This window comes from Piscinibacter sp. PDB5-1, assembly GCF_056676035.1.
Window position 1 is genome coordinate 1,555,937 of sequence record NZ_JBWVZL010000001.1, and the last position, 18,619, is coordinate 1,574,555.

Here is an 18,619-nt window from a genome sequence, read left to right on the forward strand (position 1 = left end):
CAAGGCGGAGCGAAGCGACGTGGGGGCTTCATATGGTTCCAGCGTTCCAATGCAACTTGCCCCGCAGCGACGCGTAGTAGCTCCACCCGCGCGGGTGCAGAAAGCGCACCTGGTGCGGCGAGCGGCGCACGGTGATGCGGTCGCCGAGCAGCAGGCTGGCGAGGCCTTGCATGTCGAAATTCGCGCTGGCGTCGCGGCCGGCCACGACCTCGATGGTGATCTCGCCGGTGTCGGGCAGCACGATGGGCCGGTTCGACAAATCGTGCGGTGCGATCGGCACCAGCACCCAGCCCGCGATGCCCGGGTGCAGGATGGGCCCGCCCGCCGACAGCGCATAGGCCGTCGAGCCGGTCGGCGAGGCCACGATCACGCCATCGGCGCGCAGGTTGGCGACGAACTCGGTGCCGATGTCCACCTTCAGCTCGACCATGCTCGACGTCGCGCTGCGGCTCACCACCACATCGTTGACCGCGAAGCCTTCGTAGATGAGTTCACCATCGCGCCACACGCCGCCTTCGAGCATGGTGCGGTGCTCTTCTTCGTAGTCGCCCGCGATGATGGGCGCGAGCGCCTGCGCGAAGCGCTCGATGGACACGTCGGTGATGAAGCCCAGCCGCCCCTGGTTGATGCCCACCAGCGGGATGCCCGAATGCGCCAGTTGGCGGGCCATGCCGAGCATGGTGCCGTCGCCGCCGACCACGATGGCCAGGTCGCACTGGCGGCCCATCTCGATGGCGCTGAGCGCGGGGTAGTCGGCGATGCCGGTGTTTTGCGCCGTCTCGCGTTCGAACGACACCTCGAGCCCTTGGCGGGCGAGGAAATGCGCGATCTCTTCCAGGACGCCGCGGATGCCGCGAGCCTGGTATTTGCCCACAAGCGCGGCATGACGGAAGCGGGTTGGCATGCGCAGAATTACACCACAGCACCCCTCGCAGTCTGTGTCATCACGGGCCTCATGGCGGGCCGCTGAAACCTACAATCCGCCCCATGCTCGACGAGCGATCCAAGACCCTGCTGAAAGCGCTGGTTGAGCGCTACATCGCCGATGGCCAGCCCGTCGGCTCGCGCACGCTGTCGCGGGCCTCAGGGCTCGACCTGTCGCCCGCGACCATCCGCAACGTGATGGCCGACCTCGAAGAGCTGGGACTGATCGCAAGCCCACACACCAGCGCGGGTCGCATCCCCACCGCACGCGGCTACCGCCTGTTCGTGGACACGATGCTGACCGCACAACCACTGAACCTCGCGTCGGCCGCGTCGCCCATCGAGACCCAGCTGCACCCCGACCAGCCCCAGCGCGTGATCGCCAACGCGGCGCAGCTGCTGTCGAACCTGTCGAGCTTCGTTGGCGTGGTGACCGCACCGCGCAAGGCGAGCGTGTTCCACCACATCGAGTTCCTGCGGTTGTCCGAGCGGAGGGTGCTGGTGATCCTCGTCGCGCCCGACGGCGACGTGCAGAACCGGGTCATCCTGACCGCCCAAGACTATTCGCACAGCCAGCTCACCGAGGCCAGCAACTACCTGAGCGCGCAGTACGCGGGCCTCACCATCGAAGAGGTGCGCGAGCGCCTGAAGACCGAGGTCGAGTCGCTGCGCGGCGAGATCGCGGCGCTGATGCAGGCCGCCGTACAGGCCGGCAGCGAGGCCGAGCAAGACACCGAGCAGGTGGTCATCTCGGGCGAACGCAACCTGCTCGCGGTGCAAGACCTGTCGAACGACATGGGCTCGCTGCGCAAGCTGTTCGACCTGTTCGAGCAGAAGACGCAGCTGATGCGCCTGCTCGACGTGTCGAGCCGCGCCGAGGGCGTGCGCATCTACATCGGTGGCGAGAGCAAGGTCGTGCCCTTCGAGGAACTTTCCGTCGTCTCGGCACCCTACGAAGTCAACGGCCAGCTGGTCGGCACGCTCGGGGTCATCGGCCCCACGCGCATGGCCTACGACCGGATGATCCAGATCGTGGACATCACCGCGCGCATGGTCAGCAACGCGCTGAGCCAGAAGTAGCCAACGGCCCGCCCCGGGCACATCAGGAGCCCCGCATGGTCGGCTGGATCACCGCACTGAAAGTCATCCCCTGGGGCGACGTGATCGAAGCCGCACCGGCCCTGGCCAAGGGTGCGCGCAAGTTCTTCGCGCGAACGCAAGAGACCGCGCCACCGCCGGCCGACGCCACGCCGCCGGTCAACACGCCCGGTGACGACCCGCTCGCGCTGGCGCAACGGCGCATCCATCAACTGGAACAACGACTCAGCGCCCTCACCGAGCAGCAGCAGGCCTCGGCGGCGCTGATCGAATCGCTGGCCGAGCAGAACGCGCAGGTGGTGCGCGCCATCGACGTGCTGCGGGTGCGCACGCGGCTCTTGCTGGTGGCGGGGGCAGGGGTGGTGGTGACGCTCGCCGGCGTGATCGTCTGGCTGGCGCGCTGAGCGCGCCGCGAATCACTGCACCGTATCGAGCCGGCTTGCTTCGCTGAGCAGCGGATGCGCGGTCGCCTGACCCGCGAGTTGCGCCTCGCAGGCGCCTTGCTTCATCACCGGCAGGGCCGAGCACTGCCAGTGGCGCTGCGTCCAGGCCGCATCGGCCACCGACTGCGCCTCGCTTTGCGCCACGCTTTCTTCCATGCGAAAGAAGAACGCAAACACCAGCGCCAGGGCGACCAGCACGCCAAACGCCGTCCAGCGTGCCGCGTGAACGTCCGCGCGGCCGACGCGGGTATCGGGCACGCGCAGGGCGAAGGCGTTGCTCATTGCGGCAAGTCCTTGACCATGGCCTGCGTGTCGGGCCAGTGGGCGGCCTGCAGCATGGGGTTGGCCGCTTCGTAGCCGAGTTCGGATTCAAGCTCGTCCGCCGCGGCCGGGCGGTCGCCGGGGCGCACGGCCCGAGAGGCCTCGTACCAGCGCCGCACGTCTTCCACCCAGTTCGTATCGCTTGCCATGGCGGCCTCCGTCTCTCGTGCGTCCGCCCCTTCAGCGAACGCGTGACGAGATGGTGCGCCGAGCACGCGGTGGTGTGCCATCAGGCGGCACAACCCACGCACGTAGGAGTTGACCTACATCAGCCGGCGAGCTTCAAACCTGCGATGCCGACGACCACCAGCGCGAGGCACAGCAGCCGCATCGGCGAGGCCGATTCGCCCATCAGCACGATGCCGAAGAGGGCGGTGCCGAGCGTGCCGATGCCGGTCCACACCGCGTAGGCCGTGCCCACCGGCAGCTCGCGCAGCGCCAGCCCGAGCAGACCCACGCTGGCGACCATCGCCGACACCGTCCACACCGTCGGCCAGGGCCGCGTGAAGCCCTCGGTGGTCTTGAGCCCGAGGGCCCAGCCGACCTCGAGCAAGCCGGCGATGAAAAGCAAGGTCCACGACATGGCGCATCCACAAAACATAGCAAGGGGCGCAACTCTAGGCGCGCCGGCCGCAGGGGCTCGGTGTGGCGCGGCAACCACCCAAGACCCGCTCGGGCATGATCGCGCGCTCTGGGCGACAAGGGGCAGCGATGGCAGGCAAACGCAGCGTCGGCAACAGCGGCGGCAGCACCCGTGGGGAGCGCATCCGCGTGGGCATCGGCGGGTGGACCTACGAACCCTGGCGCGACAACTTCTTCCCGAAGGGCCTGCCGCACAGCCGCGAGCTGCAGTACGCCAGCCGGCATGTCTCGGCCATCGAGATCAATGGCACCTACTACAGCACCCAGAAGCCCGCGACCTTCGCCAAGTGGCGCGACGAAACGCCGGATGACTTTGTTTTCTCGCTCAAGGCCTCGCGCTACACGACCAACCGGCGCGTGCTGGCCGAAGCCGGCGAGTCGATCTCGCGCTTTGTCGAAAGCGGCTTGACGGAACTCGGCCCGAAGCTCGGCCCCATCGTCTGGCAGTTCGCGCCCACCAAGCGCTTCGAGCCCGACGACTTCGAGGCCTTTTTGCAGCTCTTGCCGGCCAGCGCCGATGCCCTGCCATTGCGCCACGTGCTGGACGTGCGCCACGACAGCTTCAAGACCGCCGAGTACCTGGCGCTTGCCCGACGGCACCGCGTCACCACGGTGTTCACCGACTCGGACGAGCACCCCTCGTTCGCCGACCTGACCGGCGACTTCGTCTACGCGCGGCTGATGCGTGCCGACGCGAAGTTCAGCGCGGGCTACGGCCCGAAGGCGCTCGACCAGTGGGCCGAGGCCGCGCGCACCTGGGCGGCCGGCGGGCAGCCGGCCGATCTGCCGCGGGTCGAGGCCAACGACGCGACCACGGCCCCCGCCACGCCGCGCGAGGTGTTCGTCTTCTTCATCAACGGCGCCAAAGAGCGCGCGCCGGCTGCTGCGATGGCCTTGCTCGAACGGCTGGGCTGGCAGCCGCCGGCCGACGCGGGCTGAGCCACGCCGGCGGCAACGCCGTTCAGGCCTCGTCGCGCGCCAGGGCCCGCTCGGACAGCAAAGCCCGCAGCAGCGCGTCGTGCCCGCCGCGCCGGGCGGCTTCGATCAGCGTCAGGTCGATCAGGTCGCGCTGCGCGTGGCTGCCACCGAAGCGGTGCGCGATGGGCCGCACGCGCCGCAACAGCTCGACGCAGCGCGCGTGGTCGCCAGCCCCGAAGGCCACCAGCGCCTGCGACAGCGGCAGGCCCACGTCGCGGGTGAACGCGAGGTTGTCGCCGCCGCCTTCGCGCAGCACGCGCTGCTGCGCGTCGAGCACGGCCTGCACGAGGCGCGGCCGGTCGGCGCCGATGAAGGCCATCAGCGCGTGCGCGTCGTTGAACGCGTACCAGCCGGCATCGGCCATCGGCGCCCAGCGGTCGGCCACCGCCTGCCAGCGCGGGCCCACGTCGACCCCGCGCAGGTGCAGCCGCCACAGCAGGGCCGACGCATCGGTGAGGTCGAAGGCCAGCGGCGACTGCGGCCCGGCGATGGGCCCGTCGTAGAGCGCCAGCACCTCGTCGATCTGGTTCAGCCCCAGGTGGTACAGCGCCAGGTGCCACCAGTTGTGCACGGCGAAGAAGTTGTTCTCGGCCCACTGCGGCTGGCGCGAACGCATCCACGCGATGCCTTGCGAGCGGCGGCCCTGCATCTCGAACACGTGCGCCACGGCGTGCTGCGCCCAGGCGTCGAGTGGTTCGAGCTCGATGGCGCGGCGGCCGGTGTCTTCGGCGCGTTCGTACTGGCCGCATTCCTCCAGCCCGAAGGCGTGCATGCCCAGCAGCGCGTGGTAGCCCGGCATGCGCGGCGACCAGGCCGGCAGCGCGCGGGCGATGCGGTCACGCAGCATGCGCGAGTCGCCGAGCAGAAAGTCGCTCAGGTGGCCGACCTGCAAGGCGACGCCGTCGTGCGGGTGCGCGATGGCGATGTCTTCGAGCACCTGCGCGGCCTGCCGCCAGCGGCCCTGGGCCATGAGGCCGAGCGCCTGCACGTGCGCGGCCTCGTGGTCGTTGCAAGTCAGGGCCTGGGCGCGGGCCAGGTCGGCCAAGGCCACCGGCACGCCCCCGGGCTCGGCGCCGACGAGTTGCAGGTAGCCGTGCAGCACGTGGCCCATCACGAAGCCGGGCTCATCGGCCAGGGCCGTGTCGAGCGTGGCGACGGGGTCGCCGACGTAGCAGCGCAGTTGGTGCAGCGCCTGCTCGTAGCGGTCGAGCGTGCTGGCGCTGGCGTGGGTGTGGGCGTTGCCCTGGGCATCTTGGCGGGTCATGGAAAAGTCCTCTGAAGTGGTTGGAACGGCTGCGTACCAGCCGGTCCCTTCAGACGGATCACCCCGCGCGTCGGATGCGGTTTTCGACGGGGGCCCCCAAGCGGGGGTGCCTCGGTGTCGGGCCGGGAACTGTCAGCCGCCCGAGAGGCTGGCCGCGTCGTCACGCGTCAGCGCATCGAGGTGGCGCGTGCAGTCGGCCAGTTCGACCGTGTGCGGCGCGTCGGCCTGCACAACGGTCACCGAGGTGTTGCCCATGCGGGCCGGCAGGCTCACCCCGTCGGCGAAGCACACGTGTCGCGCGAGCATCGCGTGGATCACCAGGCCGTGCGAAACCACCGCGACCGGGCGCCCGCAGGCGGCGCGCATCTCGACGATCCAGGCGAAGGCGTCGGCCACGCGCGCGGCAAAGGCCTCGGCCGATTCGCCCCCCGGCGGCGCCTCGGCCAGGGTGAGTGGGTTGAAGCCGAGGCTGTCGTAGCTGCGCCCGCGCAGGTCGCCGTAGTTGCGCTCTTGCAGCAGCGGCGAGGCCTGCACCGGCAGGCCGCAGGCCGCGCCGATGGCCTGCGCGGTTTGCAGCGCACGCGGCAGGTCGCTGCTGAGCACAGCACCGAGCCCCACCCCCGCCAGGCGCTGCGCCACCGCACGCGCCTGCGCGAGGCCGCGCGGGCTGAGCGGGGTGTCGGCCGGTTGCAGGGTGCGGGCGACGTTCAACAGCGTTTCGCCGTGGCGGACGAGGACGAGGGTCATGGTGCGGGGGGCGCGGGGTGGCAACCCAGCGATTGTGTGTCCGGCCCCGCCCGCGCCTCACGGCTTCGCCCGCCCCATCGGCGTGCGTTTGTGCCGCCTGGCAACAAGGCCATTGGGCAATGCCCCATGCCCATGCGGGGGACGCGCGACTACCATGGGCGCACCGCCCTTTCGCCCTCGGGTGCCACCGTGTTTCAAGCCCTGCTCGCCGGTTCCGTTCTCCTCGTGTGCGTGCTGCTGCTCGCACGCCTGTGGCTGAGCGCGTCGCAGCAGGCACGCGTCGATGCCGCCGCTCGGCGTGCGCTGCGGGCGGTGCGCAGCGGGGTGATGAGCGCCTGGCGCTGGCCGCGTTCGCGGCGTACCGCCGCGCGCATTGCCGACGAAGCCATCCGCCGGGCGCGCGAGCGCCGCGCCGACGGCACCTGGGAAGGCAACGTTTACAAGCCCAAGTCGTTCAAGCGGCCGCACAAGCCGCATTGAGCAGTCCCCCGCGGGCGGCGAGCCGCGTCGCTTGGCTTTAGCCTCGGGCTTTCGCCGCCCTTGCCTTGCCCGTGCCGATGACGCTCAACCGCCTGTCGATCCTCTTCGAGCGTTTTCGCGTCAGCACCTCGATGTTCCAGGCCGGGCCGCTGTGCGGGGTGTCGCATTACGGGGCCGAGCGGGGCATGGGCTTTCTGCACGTGCTGCGGGCCGGTCGGCTGACGCTGCGCCACCGCGTGCCGTTGCCCGGCGTGCCCGCGCTCGTCGCGCTCGACCGGCCCACGCTCGTGTTCTACCCCCGCCCGCTCGACCACGACTTCGTCATCGCGCGGGACGCCCCCTGCGACCTGGTCTGCGCCTCGGTGCGCTTTCAAGGCGGCACGCAACACCCGCTGTACCAGGCACTGCCGCCGCTGATGCAGGTGCCGCTGGACGAGGCCCCGCCGCTGGCGCCGACGCTGCAATTGCTGTTCGACGAGGCCGATGCGGTGCAGGCTGGTGAACGGCTTCTGGCCGACCGGCTGTTCGAGGTGCTGCTGATCCAATTGCTGCGTTGGTCGATGGCGCAGCCCGACGCGCCCGCCACCGGCCTGCTCGCGGGCTTGGCGCACCCGGCGCTGTCCCGGGCCCTGACCGCCATGCACGACAGACCCGGCGAAGCCTGGACGCTCGCCGCCCTGGCGCGCGAGGCCGGACTCTCGCGCAGCGTGTTCGCACCGACCTTCCGCGCGGTGCTCGGCTGCACGGCGATGGCGCACCTGGCGCAGTGGCGCCTGTCGCTCGCCCGCCAGGGGCTGCTGCGCGGGCGCGCACTCAAATCCCTTGCCGACGAGCTGGGCTACGGCAGCGCCTCGGCGCTGTCGCGCGCCTTCACGGCCCACTTCGGCGCGGCACCGCGCGCCTGGCTCGCGAGCGCCCTTGTGGATTCGCCCCCCCCGGCACCACAATCGCCGCACCTCGGAGGGAGGGACCGGCCCGAGGCTCAGGCCGGTTCCTCAACCAACTGACGCGCCGCACAGAGCCAGTTCATGGCCACCGGCGCGATGGAGCGCAGTGGCATGTCAACCACGCGGATGCACTGGCTGCACGGCCGTCCGGCCAGCTGGCTCGCGCTCACCATCGGCAGCGTGCTGGTCACGGCGGTCGTCGTGATGGCGGGCTATGCCATCTGGCAGTTGCGCCAGCAGGCCCTGCAGGTGGGCCAGGGCGCGGTCGAAGACCACGCCTTCTCGCTGGCCGCGCATGCCAACCAGGTGCTGGCCGGCGCCGACTTCGTGCTCGACAGCGTCGTGCAACTGGTGGCGCAGGAAGGCCTCGCCGACGCCGACGCCCTGCGCGAACGTTTCGCCACCCGCGATGCCCACGAAAAACTGCGCGCCCGCCAGCAGAGCTTCCAGGCCATCGAGGTCGTGTCGCTGCTCGCCGCCGACGGTGAGCTGCTCGCCTACTCGCGCCACCACCCAGCCCCCCCGCAGAATTTCAGCTCACGCGAGGCGTTTCTCGCACAGCTCGACGACCGCCTGACGCAGCCCTACATCTCGGCCCCGGTGCGCAACCGGCACAACGGCCGCTGGACCTTCCACCTGTCACGCCGGCTCAAGTCGGCCGATGGGCGCTTCATCGGCGTGGCCCAGGTCGGCCTGTCGTCCGAGTACCTCTCGGGCTTCTACAACACCGTGCGCATGGACCGCCGCGACGAGCGCGCAGGCGCCACCGCGACCACGCTGCTGCGCAGCGACCTGACGGTGATGGCGCGCAGCCCGATGGACGACCACCTGCTGGGCGGCCCCATGGCGCGCGTCGGCTCGTACGCCCGGCTGGTGTTCGGCGAAGAGACGCCCATGTTCCTCGCCCCGCCACGAACGCCCGCCGACGCCTGGGACGCCGCACGCGGCGAAGGCGTGCTGTTCTCGTTCCAGACGCTCGACACCTTTCCGCTCGGCATCGCCGTGGCGGCTCGCGACAGCGTCTTCCTGGCGGGATGGCGGCGCCAGGCCGCCACCATCGGAGGCTTCGCGGCCGCCTCGGCACTGTTTGTCGCACTCGGCGTCGCCATGCTGGTGCGGGTACTGATGCGCCGGGAACACGAGATGGCCGAGAGCGCGCGGCTGCGCGAAGCCGCCGATGCCGCCAACCGTGCGAAATCCGATTTCCTGGCCACCATGAGCCACGAGATCCGCACGCCGATGAACGGCATCCTCGGCACCGCCGACCTGCTGACGCGCATGCCGCTGGGCGACGAACAGCGCCGCCTCGCCGACGTGCTGATGCGATCGAGCCGCACGCTGCTGAGCATCATCAACGACATCCTCGACCTCTCGAAGATCGAAGCGGGCGAACTGCAGCTCGCACCCGCCCCGTTTTCGCCGCGCGCGATGATGGGTGGCCTGTCCGACCTGTTCGGCAGCTATGCGCAGTCCAAGGGCTTGCGCCTGCGCCCCGAGATCGACGACCGCGTGCCCGACGCGCTGGTGGGCGACCTGGGCCGCATCCGCCAGGTGCTGGTCAACCTGGTGGGCAATGCAATCAAGTTCTCGCACACCGGCACCGTGCTGCTGGCGATGCGCTGCGAAGGGGCGCCCGGCACCCATTGCCGGTTGCGTTTCGAGGTGCAGGACCACGGCGTGGGCATCGCTCCCGAGGCACGCGACCGCGTCTTCCGACCCTTCGCGCAGGCGGACGCCAGCATCGGCAAGCGCTTCGGCGGCACCGGGCTTGGGCTCACCATCTCGGACCACCTCGTGCGCATGATGGGCGGCAAACTCGACTTCGACAGCACACCCGGGCAGGGCACCACGTTCTGGTTCGAGCTGGACCTGCCGGTGTCGAACACGCGGCCCGAGCCCGAACCCGAGGTCGAGGACACCGCGCCCACCGCCTTCATCGACAGCGGCTCAGCCCCCTTGGTCTCGGCCGTGTCCAGTCCAACCGACGTGCGGCCTTCGCACCTGAACGGCCACGTGCTGGTGGTCGAAGACAACCCGGTGAACGCGCTGGTCGTCGAGGCGCAACTTGCCAACCTGGGCTGCACCTGCGAAATCGTCGTCGATGGCGAAGACGCCCTGCGCAGCCTGCGCGAGCGGCGCTTCGACGCCGTGCTGATGGACTGCATGCTGCCGGGCATGTCGGGCTACGACGTCACCCGCACCTGGCGCCTCGAAGAAGCGAGCCTCGGCCGCAAACGGCTGCCCATCGTCGCCCTCACCGCCAACGTGCTCGCCAGCAACGTCGAGCAGTGCACGGTGAGTGGCATGGACGACTACCTCTCCAAGCCCTGCACGGTCGAAAAACTGGCCGGCAAGCTGGGGCCCTGGCTGCGCGGTCGGCGGCGCACCGATTCCCCGGTGCCGCCCGCAGCCCGAGACCGCTGAGCCGCGCGAAAGCAGAAGGCTGGCGCCCAAAAGAAAAACGCCCGGCAGGGCCGGGCGTCGGGGTGAACCGTGGGACGCGGGCCGGCGCGAAGCCGGCCCTGCCAACGATCACTGGCCTTGCATCTTGGCGTTGTACTTGCCGAACACTTCCCACGCGAGGATGCGCGTGTTGCGAGCGGTCATCGCGAAGATGGTTTCTTGCGGGTTCGTGCCGATGCCCGACGGGAACACCGAGCCGTCGTGCACCGACAGGTTGGTGATCTGGTGGTGACGGCCCTTGGTGTTGACCACGCCCTTCGTCGGGTCCGACGACATGCCGCAGCCACCCATCTGGTGCGCCGAGTTCAGGCGCACGCGACCGTTGACCATCTGGAGCGAATCCAGCGCGGCGTTGAACTCGGCCAGGCTGCCGTAGCCCAGGGGGCTGGCGTCCAGGTGGCCGATGAACACGCGCGTGGCGCCGGCAGCGAACTGCACTTCACCCTGGCTGCGAATGGCCTTGCGCACCGTGTCGAAGTAGGCGGGCGTCAGCGGGTAGTCCACCGCCGGCGAGCCGTCGGCACGCAGAACCACTTGACCGCCCGGGCTGTCGGCGTTGAAGCCGTCACGGATGAACGAGATCACCGAGGCGTACTTGTCGTAGTTGCGCATCACGTTCAGGTGGTTGTCACCGAAGAACGCGGGCGACACGCCGACCAGCACCGGGTGCAGCGGGGCCACTTCGAGCTTCCAGCCCAACTCGCCGGTCAGCGGCTTGTTGTCCAGGTAGTGGTCGGAGTAGACCGACTGCGGCAGACCTTCCCAGGCCTTGATCTGGCCCGGGTGGATGCCACCGACCGAGGGGCTCGGGTGCAGGAAGGTGCGCTTGCCCAGCGTGGCGTGCGGGTCCGGCGCGGCCGAACGCAGCAGCAGGGCCGGGCCGTTGATCGCGCCCGCGGCCAGCACGTAGTGCTTGGCCGTGATCGTGACCTTGCGGCCGCTCGGCGACAGACCGGACGGGTCCAGCGCGTCGCACACCAGCGAGGTGATCTGCGTCTTGGCGCTGTTGAACACGAAGTTCTGGGCGCGCAGGCGGTGGTACAGGCGAGCGCCCTTGCCCATCGCGACCGGCAGCGAAGCGACCAGGGTCGATTGCTTGGCGTTGATCGGGCAGCCCAGGCCGCAATAGCCGAGGTTGGCACAGGCCTTGACGTTCGGGGAGATGACGCCCCACTTCAGGCCCAGGCGGGTCAGACCGCGCGACAGCACTTGGTTGTTGCCGTTGGCCGCACCGCCCCAGGGCTTGATGCTCAGGCGCTTTTCGACGGCGGCGAACCAGGGGTCCAGTTCTGCACGGCTGTAGCCGGCCATGCCGTAGTTGTTGACCCAGTGGCTGAGCACCGGAGCCGGCGTGCGGAAGCTGGTCGCCCAGTTCACGACCGTGCCGCCACCGACGGTACGGCCCTGCAGGATGCCCACGCCACCATCGACCGTGCGACGGCCGAGGTTTTCTTGGTACATCGCCGGGTAGGCGTCCGATTCCTTCATGTTGAAGTTGGTGGACGACTGCAGGCCACCTTCTTCGATGATCACGACCTTCAGGCCGGACAGCGCGAGCATTTCGGCGGTCATGCCACCGCCCGCGCCCGTGCCGATGATGCAGACGTCAGCCGTGATGGCTTGGTCGGCAGTCAGGGTGGAGGCGTTGGTGACTTTCCAGCCGTAGTAACGGGGGCCAGTGACCCACGGGTCGGTGGGCTTGCGCGACGGGATGGGGATGATTTGGGGCGTGCTCATACGATTCTCGGGGGTCCGGGGTAGTTGATCGCGGGCCAGTTAACGGGGTTCGAGTAGTGCCCGTTCGGGATGATGCCCATCAGCGCACTGAAGATGCCGCGTTGGCTGGCGACGGTGCTCACGCGAAGCCCTTCCAGCAGCGCGACCAGCGCCGAGGCGGGCATGGCTTCCCAAGTCGCGGGGAAGGCCGGGTTGAAGATCTGCGGACCCTGCTTGAGCGTGTTGAACAGGCCGATGATCGTGGCCTTGTTCAGCGGGGGGTAGTTGCTCACGACCTCACCGGCACGTTGAGCCGTGACGGCGATCGCGGCAGTACGGGCGGCTGCATCGGTCGGGAAGGCCCCGTTGCCGAGCACAACTGGCGCCCACACGCGGATGATGGCAAGCGACGCTTCATCGAGCGCCGAGACCGGGGGGATGACCTGAGCCTGGGCAAGACCCAGACCACCAGCCGCCCACAGCGACCCGCCGGCCACACCTGTGACCAGCACCTCTCTTCGTTTCAACATTGCTTCCTCCAGGTTCGAACCGGCCTCCGAGGCGGCGGTGGAACGGTCCGCAAACGCCGCGCACGATTGCACGGTTGTACAAATGCTATGCAAGCCATGTGACCGCACGCCCCGGGGAAACCTCAGGAATTGGGGAAAACAGGGGGTGTGGCAACGTTTCATTACAAAAACCATGAATGGCGTTGCCGACTTGTGACGCCGCGTGCAAGAACACCGAAACGAGGGGTTCGCGCGCGCCGCAGGGCTTGACAGAGATCAGCCCCGGGGGCGAACCCGCTCCCTCAGGTGGGGGCGTCAGGGCAACCCGCCCCGGGTGGTTAGCAGGGAACGTTTCACTGCACAATCCCGCCCACCGCAGCCCCCCTGGGTTGCGTCGACCCCGACGGAGCGCCCCGTGCCGAGCCCCCAGATCCCCTTCAAGACGCCCGACGGCGTCACCGAACTGAGCAGCCGCCAGCGCAAGCTCAGCCAGCGGCACCGCACGGTGCTGCTGTTGGTGGACGGCCGGCGCGACGAGGCCCTGGTGCGGCAGATGGCCAGCCAGGCGGGGGCCGCGGAGACCTGTTTCGACGAACTCGTCGCGCTCGGCCTGATCGCCCTGCCCCAAGCGGCGCCCTCGCCCGAGGCGCCCCTCGCCGCCGCATCCGAAGCCGCGGTCGCCACGGCTGAGCCTTCCCCCGTCCCGTCCACACCACCCGAACCCGCCGCCAGCACCGGTGCGGCACCGATCGAGCCCGCACCCGCCCCCGACTCCGTCGTGAGCCTGCTGCCCCCGTCGCTCACGCTGCAGCCCGAGTCGTCGCTGATGACCGATTCGACGCTCGGCATGCCGCACTCCGACCTCACGCCCCTGAGCGAACTCGAAGGCCTGCTGCAAGAAGCGCGCGACGTGCTGCTGCGCGCCGTACGCGCCGAAGCACCGGTGGCCGGCGCCTTGACGATGCTGCGGCTGCGCCGGGCGCGCTCGCGCGACAACCTCGAAGCCCTGCTCGACGAGGTCGAGCAACGCATCACCAAACCCAACAAGGGGCTGTGGGCCGCACAGACCATCGAGCGGGCCCGCGAGTTGCTGCACACGCATGCGGTGCAGTCCATGCCCATGCCCTTCGCGTGACACGCCCCGGCCCGCAGCACACGCACCCGGGCCCTCACCTCACGGCTGAATGAGCTTTCTCGCCATCGACATCGGCAACACGCGCCTCAAGTGGGCGCAGTACGCGGCGCCCCTGCCGGGCGCGCCGCTGCTGGCGCACGGCGCCGTGTTTCTCGAAACCATCGACGACCTGGCCGACACCGACTGGAAGCGCCTCAAGCCGCCCGGCAGCATGCTCGGTTGCGCGGTGGCCGGCGAAGGCGTACGCCGTCGCGTCGAAGAGCAGATGGAAATCTGGGACATCGATCCGCGCTGGGTCGTGCCCTCGGCCTGCGCGGCCGGCGTGATCAACGGTTACGACCACCCCAATCGGCTCGGCACCGACCGCTGGGTCGCCGCCATCGGCGCCTGGCACCGCATGCGTGCGCATGGCGCCACGCCGCGCCCGGTGCTGGTGGTGATGGTGGGCACGGCCGTCACGGTCGATGCCATCGACGCGAGCGGCCGCTTCCTGGGCGGGCTCATCCTGCCCGGCTTCGGGCTGATGCTTCGAGCGCTTGAGATGGGCACTGCCGGCCTCAAGGCACCGACTGGCGAGGTGGTGGACTTTCCCACCAACACCAGCGACGCCCTGATGAGCGGCGGCGCGAACGCCATCGCCGGCGCGGTCGAACGGATGCACGCCAAGCTGCGTGCGCACGCGGGCCAAGAACCGGCCTTGCTGATGACCGGCGGTGCAGCCGTCAAGCTGGCCGGCATCACCGACCTGCCTTTCGAAACGGTGGACACGCTGATCTTCGAAGGCCTGCTCGAACTGCAGTCGCACCGGCTGGCGCTCTGATTGCCACTGAACGCGTGAAGATGTCGCCCCGAGCGGGCTCAGCTGGCGTCGAGAAGATCAGTCGTACGCAGGTACGGCGAGCATCGCCGACGCACGATGTGCTCGCACCGTCGAAAGATATGCGCCTTCAGAGGATGTAGCGCGACAGGTCTTCGTTCTTCGCCAGTTCACCCAGCTTGGCATCGACGTCCTCAGAGCCCAGCGTCACCGTCTGCCCGCTGCGGTTGGGCGCGTCGAAGCTGATCTCGTCGAGCAGCCGCTCCATCACTGTCGAGAGGCGACGTGCGCCGATGTTTTCGGTGCGCTCGTTCACGTCGCAGGCAATCTGCGCCAGCCGGCGAATGCCACCGGGCGTGATGTCGAGCGTCACGCCCTCGGTCGCCAGCAAGGCTTCGTACTGCTTGGCCAGGCTGGCATGCGTCTGCGTGAGGATGGCCTCGAAGTCATCGACGCTCAGCGAGCCCAACTCGACGCGGATCGGAAAGCGGCCTTGCAACTCGGGAATCAGGTCGCTGGGCTTGCTCAGGTGAAACGCGCCCGAGGCGATGAAGAGGATGTGGTCGGTCTTGACCATGCCGTACTTGGTGTTGACCGTCGTGCCCTCGACCAGCGGCAGCAGGTCGCGCTGCACGCCCTGGCGCGACACGTCGGCGCCGCCGACCTCGTTGCGTGAGGCCACCTTGTCGATCTCGTCGAGAAAGACGATGCCGTTCTGCTCGGTGTTGGTCACGGCGCGCTGCTTGATCTCGTCCTCGTTGACAAGCTTGGCCGCTTCTTCATCGACCAGCAGCTTCATCGCCTCGGCGATCTTGAGCTTGCGTGCCTTGCGCCGCTGCCCGCCGAGGTTGGCGAACATGCCCTTGAGCTGCTCGGTCATCTCGTCCATGCCGGGCGGACTCATGATTTCGAGCGTGGGCTTGGGGTCGGCGACCTCGATCTCGATTTCCTTGTCGTCGAGCGCGCCTTCGCGCAGGCGCTTGCGCATCACCTGCCGGGCGGTGTTGTCGGCGGGTGGCGCGCTGGCGGTGAGGCCGAACTCGCTGCGCGGCATCGGCACCAGGATGTCGAGCACCCGGTCCTCGGCAGCGTCTTCGGCGCGCGTGCGCTGCCGGCGCATCGCGTGTTCGCGCTCTTGCTTGACGGCCATCTCGACCAGGTCGCGGATGATCGAATCGACGTCTTTGCCGACGTAGCCGACCTCGGTGAACTTGGTCGCCTCGACCTTGATGAAGGGCGCATCGGCCAGCTTGGCCAGGCGGCGCGCGATCTCGGTCTTGCCGACGCCGGTCGGGCCGATCATCAGGATGTTCTTGGGCGTGATCTCGGCGCGCAGCGCTTCATCGACCTGCTGGCGGCGCCAGCGGTTGCGCAGAGCGATGGCCACGGCGCGCTTGGCCGCGGCCTGGCCGACGATGTGGCGGTCGAGTTCGGAGACGATTTCTTGCGGGGTCATCGCGCTCATGGCGAAGCCTTTCTCAAACGGGAAGATTCCTCAGCGGCGCGCGCCGAGCGCCAGGCCGCTCCAAGCCGGCCCGCATCCCCTCGGGGATCGGCTGGGGAGCGCGGCGGTCGAGGGCGCCATTCCGGCCATCAGTCGAGCGTCTCGATGATGTGGTTCTGGTTCGTGTAGATGCACAGGTCGCCCGCGATTTCGAGCGAGCGCTTGACGATGTCGCGCGGGGCGAGTTCGGTGTGTTCCAGCAGCGCGATGGCCGAGGCCTGCGCATACGAGCCGCCCGAGCCGATGGCGACGATGCCCTTTTCGGGCTCCAGCACGTCGCCGTTGCCGGTGATGATGAGCGAGGCGTCTTTGTCGGCCACCGCCAGCATGGCTTCGAGCCGGCGCAGCACGCGGTCGGTGCGCCAGTCCTTGGTCAGCTCGATGGCCGCGCGCACCAGGTGCCCCTGGTGCTTTTCGAGCTTGGCCTCGAAACGTTCGAAGAGGGTGAAAGCGTCGGCGGTCGCGCCCGCGAAACCGGCGAGCACCTGGTCGCGGTACAGCTTGCGCACCTTGCGGGCCGTGGCCTTGACGACAACGTTGCCCAGCGTGACTTGTCCATCGCCACCGATGGCAACGACGTTGCCGCGCCGCACGCTCAGGATGGTCGTGCCGTGATATTGGTCCATCAGAAACAGATTCGGGTGAGTCCGGCGGGTTCAAGCCCGGGAGTCAAAAGAAAACGAGCGCTTGGACACCAAGGGTGCAGGTGTCACGGTCTTTTCATCGCAAAGACGCCAAGGGAATACCAAGAACGCAAAGAAATTTCTTTGAGGAAGTCTTTGCGACCTTGGCTGTTTTGCTTGGCGTCTTGGCGGTGAAAGAACCGAGCCCGGGCTCGGTGGGGCCGAGGCGTCTCAGTGCCAGGGCGGAAGGCTAAACCAAGCGCACCTTGACCTTGGCGTGCTCGTTGATGCCCATGGCACCAAAGAAGAGCGCGACCAGGCGGTGCGAGTCGGAGAAGCTCACCGCGCGGTTCTCGCCGCGGCGTGCCAGCACCCAGTTGAGCAGGTCACCGGCGGCGATGAAGTCCACGCGGATCAAGCGGGCACAGGACACGTTGACGATGGTCGCCGCACCCAGCTCTTCGGTCATCTTGTTCAGCGTGCCGCTGATGTCGCCGACCAACTGGCCCGAGAGTTCGACGCCCGCCACCTGCACGGTGGCCGGCTCTTCGGCGATCTGCGATTCGAGGAAGCTTGTCGAAACGTCGCTCACCACCGACATCGGCGGTGATTGCGTGCTGGTGTTCGAGCCGCCGCTGATGCGAACCTGGCAGGCGGCCGATTCCCACGACGGCGGCGACACCTCGTAGGTCACGCAGTAGTCGATGGCGGTTTCGTCGAACTGGTCGGGCCGGTTGGCCATGCGCATCACGTCGAGGCGCAGTTGCCAGAACACGGGGTCGGCGTCGCGCACGCCGGTCGGCGCAGCGTCTTGCAGAACCTGCAACAGGTGCTCGCCGCCGTTCCAGCGCATGTCGAGCGCGTTGTCGCCCATCCAGCCGCGGAACAGCTCGGAGAGCTTGGCGCAGCCTTCGGCGTCAATGCTTTCGAGCGCGCTCCAGTCGAACACCCAGGGCAGCGGCATCTGCAAGGTCTGCGAGCGCAGGCGGGCCACCGCATCGGCGTCGATGATGGCCGGGCTCGACCAACCCACCTGGCTTTCTGCGCGCGCGCGCGGGGCGCGCTCTTCGGCCGCGGCCGCCTCGGCCACGAGCCGCGGCATCGAGAACCACTGCGGTGCCGACCAGCCGAACTGCTGCGCATAGTCGAGCGCGAGGCTTTCAAACTTCTGCTGTTGGCCGATGGCGCGGTACAGGTCGAACAGCGCGAGCCACGTCTCTGCATGCTCGGCCCGCTGACCGCCGGCCGCCGTCAAGGACGACAACGACTGCTCGCAGGTTTCGAAATCGGCGTTGGCGAAGGCGATCACGGCCTCGTCCAACTCGGGGTCGTGCGCGATCTCGCTCTGCTCTTGCGGGTACTGCGGGGCGATGTCGATGGCCGTGGGCTGCGTACCCATCGGTGACAACGGAGACATGCCCGGGCCCATCACGGCGGTGACCTTGGTGGCGTCACGCTCCTTGCCCGGCGGGGGCGGCACGGGCGTGAGCGGCGCCGGCGCGGTGGCCGCCCCGCCCCCGGCCCGGTCGGGCTCGGTCTTGGCGTAGCCCATCGCGGCCGGCTGCGTGGGGGCGTCGTAGAACGCCGGGGTGCGACGCGAGGGCGCAGCCAGGCCGTCGCCAACCATTTGCTGCTCGATCTCGTCGATCTTGGCCTTCACACCGCTGTCGGGCTTGGCGCCGCTCTCGGGCATGCGCGCTTCGGAGTCATCGAGCCGCGACGAGCCACCCAGCGCGGCCAGCTGCTCACTCGTCAGGCCCTCACGGCGCACCTTGCGCAGCATGTCGAATTCGCGCTTGCGCACGAAATCGTTGCGCCGCTTGCGCTCGATCATCGCCTTCAGTTCCGACTTTGCGTACTCGCTCTCGCGGGACTCGTCGGTGGGCTGGGACAGCTGCGCCCAGTCCGTGGCCGGGTTGGCCACGAACTTGACCACCTTGCGGAAGAAGCTGGTGCCGTCTTTCGGGTCCGACATGGGCGGGCGCGTTGCGGTGCGGTGCGAGGGATC

The 18,619-nt window shown here is 68.9% G+C and carries 19 protein-coding genes; 8 read left to right on the forward strand and 11 right to left on the reverse strand.

Annotated elements, in window-relative coordinates; all coding sequences use genetic code 11:
- Positions 1-28: 28 nt before the first annotated feature.
- Positions 29-904, reverse strand: a complete 876-nt coding sequence (locus tag AC1KAT_RS07065) for an NAD kinase (protein ID WP_480324162.1) — start codon at positions 902-904, stop codon at positions 29-31.
- 83 nt (positions 905-987) lie between these two features.
- On the opposite strand from AC1KAT_RS07065, the gene hrcA reads away from it, so the two are divergent.
- Together hrcA and AC1KAT_RS07075 are read left to right on the forward strand one after the other, a co-directional pair.
- The gene (hrcA, locus tag AC1KAT_RS07070; RefSeq protein ID WP_480324164.1) at positions 988-2,004 is read left to right on the forward strand and encodes a heat-inducible transcriptional repressor HrcA; all 1,017 of its coding nucleotides are present in this window, start codon (positions 988-990) and stop codon (positions 2,002-2,004) included.
- Positions 2,005-2,039: 35 nt separating this feature from the next.
- Positions 2,040-2,426, forward strand: a complete 387-nt coding sequence (locus AC1KAT_RS07075; RefSeq protein ID WP_480324166.1) for a hypothetical protein — start codon at positions 2,040-2,042, stop codon at positions 2,424-2,426.
- 12 nt (positions 2,427-2,438) lie between these two features.
- Here the strand turns inward: AC1KAT_RS07075 and AC1KAT_RS07080 are convergent, their stop codons facing one another.
- From AC1KAT_RS07080 to sugE, 3 genes are all read right to left on the reverse strand, one after another.
- Positions 2,439-2,747 (reverse strand): hypothetical protein, encoded by a 309-nt coding sequence (locus AC1KAT_RS07080; protein WP_480324168.1) that lies wholly within the window; start codon positions 2,745-2,747, stop codon positions 2,439-2,441.
- A complete protein-coding gene (locus AC1KAT_RS07085) occupies positions 2,744-2,935 on the reverse strand; it encodes a hypothetical protein (RefSeq protein WP_480324170.1) in 192 nt (63 codons plus the stop codon). Before AC1KAT_RS07085 ends, AC1KAT_RS07080 begins: the two co-directional genes overlap by 4 nt.
- Positions 2,936-3,054: 119 nt before the next feature.
- Positions 3,055-3,369, reverse strand: a complete 315-nt coding sequence (gene sugE / locus AC1KAT_RS07090) for a quaternary ammonium compound efflux SMR transporter SugE (RefSeq protein ID WP_480324172.1) — start codon at positions 3,367-3,369, stop codon at positions 3,055-3,057.
- A 128-nt stretch (positions 3,370-3,497) separates the two neighbouring features.
- On the opposite strand from sugE, the gene AC1KAT_RS07095 reads away from it, so the two are divergent.
- Entirely contained in the window at positions 3,498-4,367 is an 870-nt protein-coding gene (locus AC1KAT_RS07095) for a DUF72 domain-containing protein (RefSeq protein WP_480324174.1), read from the forward strand.
- 22 nt (positions 4,368-4,389) lie between these two features.
- Here the strand turns inward: AC1KAT_RS07095 and AC1KAT_RS07100 are convergent, their stop codons facing one another.
- Complete coding sequence (locus AC1KAT_RS07100) at positions 4,390-5,670, reverse strand: tetratricopeptide repeat protein (RefSeq protein WP_480324176.1); 1,281 nt, start codon at positions 5,668-5,670, stop codon at positions 4,390-4,392.
- Between the two features lie 132 nt (positions 5,671-5,802).
- Positions 5,803-6,417 carry a histidine phosphatase family protein gene (locus AC1KAT_RS07105; RefSeq protein ID WP_480324178.1) on the reverse strand — a complete coding sequence of 205 codons (615 nt, stop codon included), beginning with the start codon at positions 6,415-6,417 and terminating at the stop codon, positions 5,803-5,805.
- Positions 6,418-6,606: 189 nt separating this feature from the next.
- Here AC1KAT_RS07105 and AC1KAT_RS07110 point away from each other — a divergent pair, with 189 nt between their 5' ends.
- From AC1KAT_RS07110 to AC1KAT_RS07120, 3 genes are all read left to right on the forward strand, one after another.
- The gene (locus tag AC1KAT_RS07110; RefSeq protein WP_480324180.1) at positions 6,607-6,897 is read left to right on the forward strand and encodes a hypothetical protein; all 291 of its coding nucleotides are present in this window, start codon (positions 6,607-6,609) and stop codon (positions 6,895-6,897) included.
- A 77-nt stretch (positions 6,898-6,974) separates the two neighbouring features.
- Positions 6,975-7,904 (forward strand): AraC family transcriptional regulator, encoded by a 930-nt coding sequence (locus tag AC1KAT_RS07115; protein WP_480324182.1) that lies wholly within the window; start codon positions 6,975-6,977, stop codon positions 7,902-7,904.
- Positions 7,905-7,955: 51 nt separating this feature from the next.
- Complete coding sequence (locus AC1KAT_RS07120; protein WP_480324185.1) at positions 7,956-10,268, forward strand: hybrid sensor histidine kinase/response regulator; 2,313 nt, start codon at positions 7,956-7,958, stop codon at positions 10,266-10,268.
- A 108-nt stretch (positions 10,269-10,376) separates the two neighbouring features.
- On the opposite strand, the gene AC1KAT_RS07125 is transcribed toward AC1KAT_RS07120, so the two are convergent.
- Positions 10,377-12,044, reverse strand: a complete 1,668-nt coding sequence (locus AC1KAT_RS07125) for a GMC family oxidoreductase N-terminal domain-containing protein (protein ID WP_480324187.1) — start codon at positions 12,042-12,044, stop codon at positions 10,377-10,379.
- Positions 12,041-12,553 (reverse strand): hypothetical protein, encoded by a 513-nt coding sequence (locus tag AC1KAT_RS07130; RefSeq protein ID WP_480324189.1) that lies wholly within the window; start codon positions 12,551-12,553, stop codon positions 12,041-12,043. Before AC1KAT_RS07130 ends, AC1KAT_RS07125 begins: the two co-directional genes overlap by 4 nt.
- Before the next feature lie 394 nt (positions 12,554-12,947).
- Here AC1KAT_RS07130 and AC1KAT_RS07135 point away from each other — a divergent pair, with 394 nt between their 5' ends.
- A complete protein-coding gene (locus AC1KAT_RS07135) occupies positions 12,948-13,667 on the forward strand; it encodes a hypothetical protein (RefSeq protein WP_480324191.1) in 720 nt (239 codons plus the stop codon).
- Positions 13,668-13,716: 49 nt separating this feature from the next.
- On the forward strand, positions 13,717-14,487 hold the full coding sequence (locus AC1KAT_RS07140) for a type III pantothenate kinase (protein WP_480324193.1): 771 nt from the start codon (positions 13,717-13,719) through the stop codon (positions 14,485-14,487).
- A 127-nt stretch (positions 14,488-14,614) separates the two neighbouring features.
- Here the strand turns inward: AC1KAT_RS07140 and hslU are convergent, their stop codons facing one another.
- The 3 genes from hslU to AC1KAT_RS07155 form a co-directional block, all read right to left on the reverse strand.
- Complete coding sequence (hslU, locus tag AC1KAT_RS07145) at positions 14,615-15,949, reverse strand: ATP-dependent protease ATPase subunit HslU (RefSeq protein ID WP_480324195.1); 1,335 nt, start codon at positions 15,947-15,949, stop codon at positions 14,615-14,617.
- Between the two features lie 128 nt (positions 15,950-16,077).
- Complete coding sequence (hslV, locus tag AC1KAT_RS07150; RefSeq protein WP_480324197.1) at positions 16,078-16,614, reverse strand: ATP-dependent protease subunit HslV; 537 nt, start codon at positions 16,612-16,614, stop codon at positions 16,078-16,080.
- 247 nt (positions 16,615-16,861) lie between these two features.
- The gene (locus AC1KAT_RS07155) at positions 16,862-18,586 is read right to left on the reverse strand and encodes a hypothetical protein (RefSeq protein WP_480324199.1); all 1,725 of its coding nucleotides are present in this window, start codon (positions 18,584-18,586) and stop codon (positions 16,862-16,864) included.
- Between the last annotated feature and the right edge of the window lie 33 nt (positions 18,587-18,619).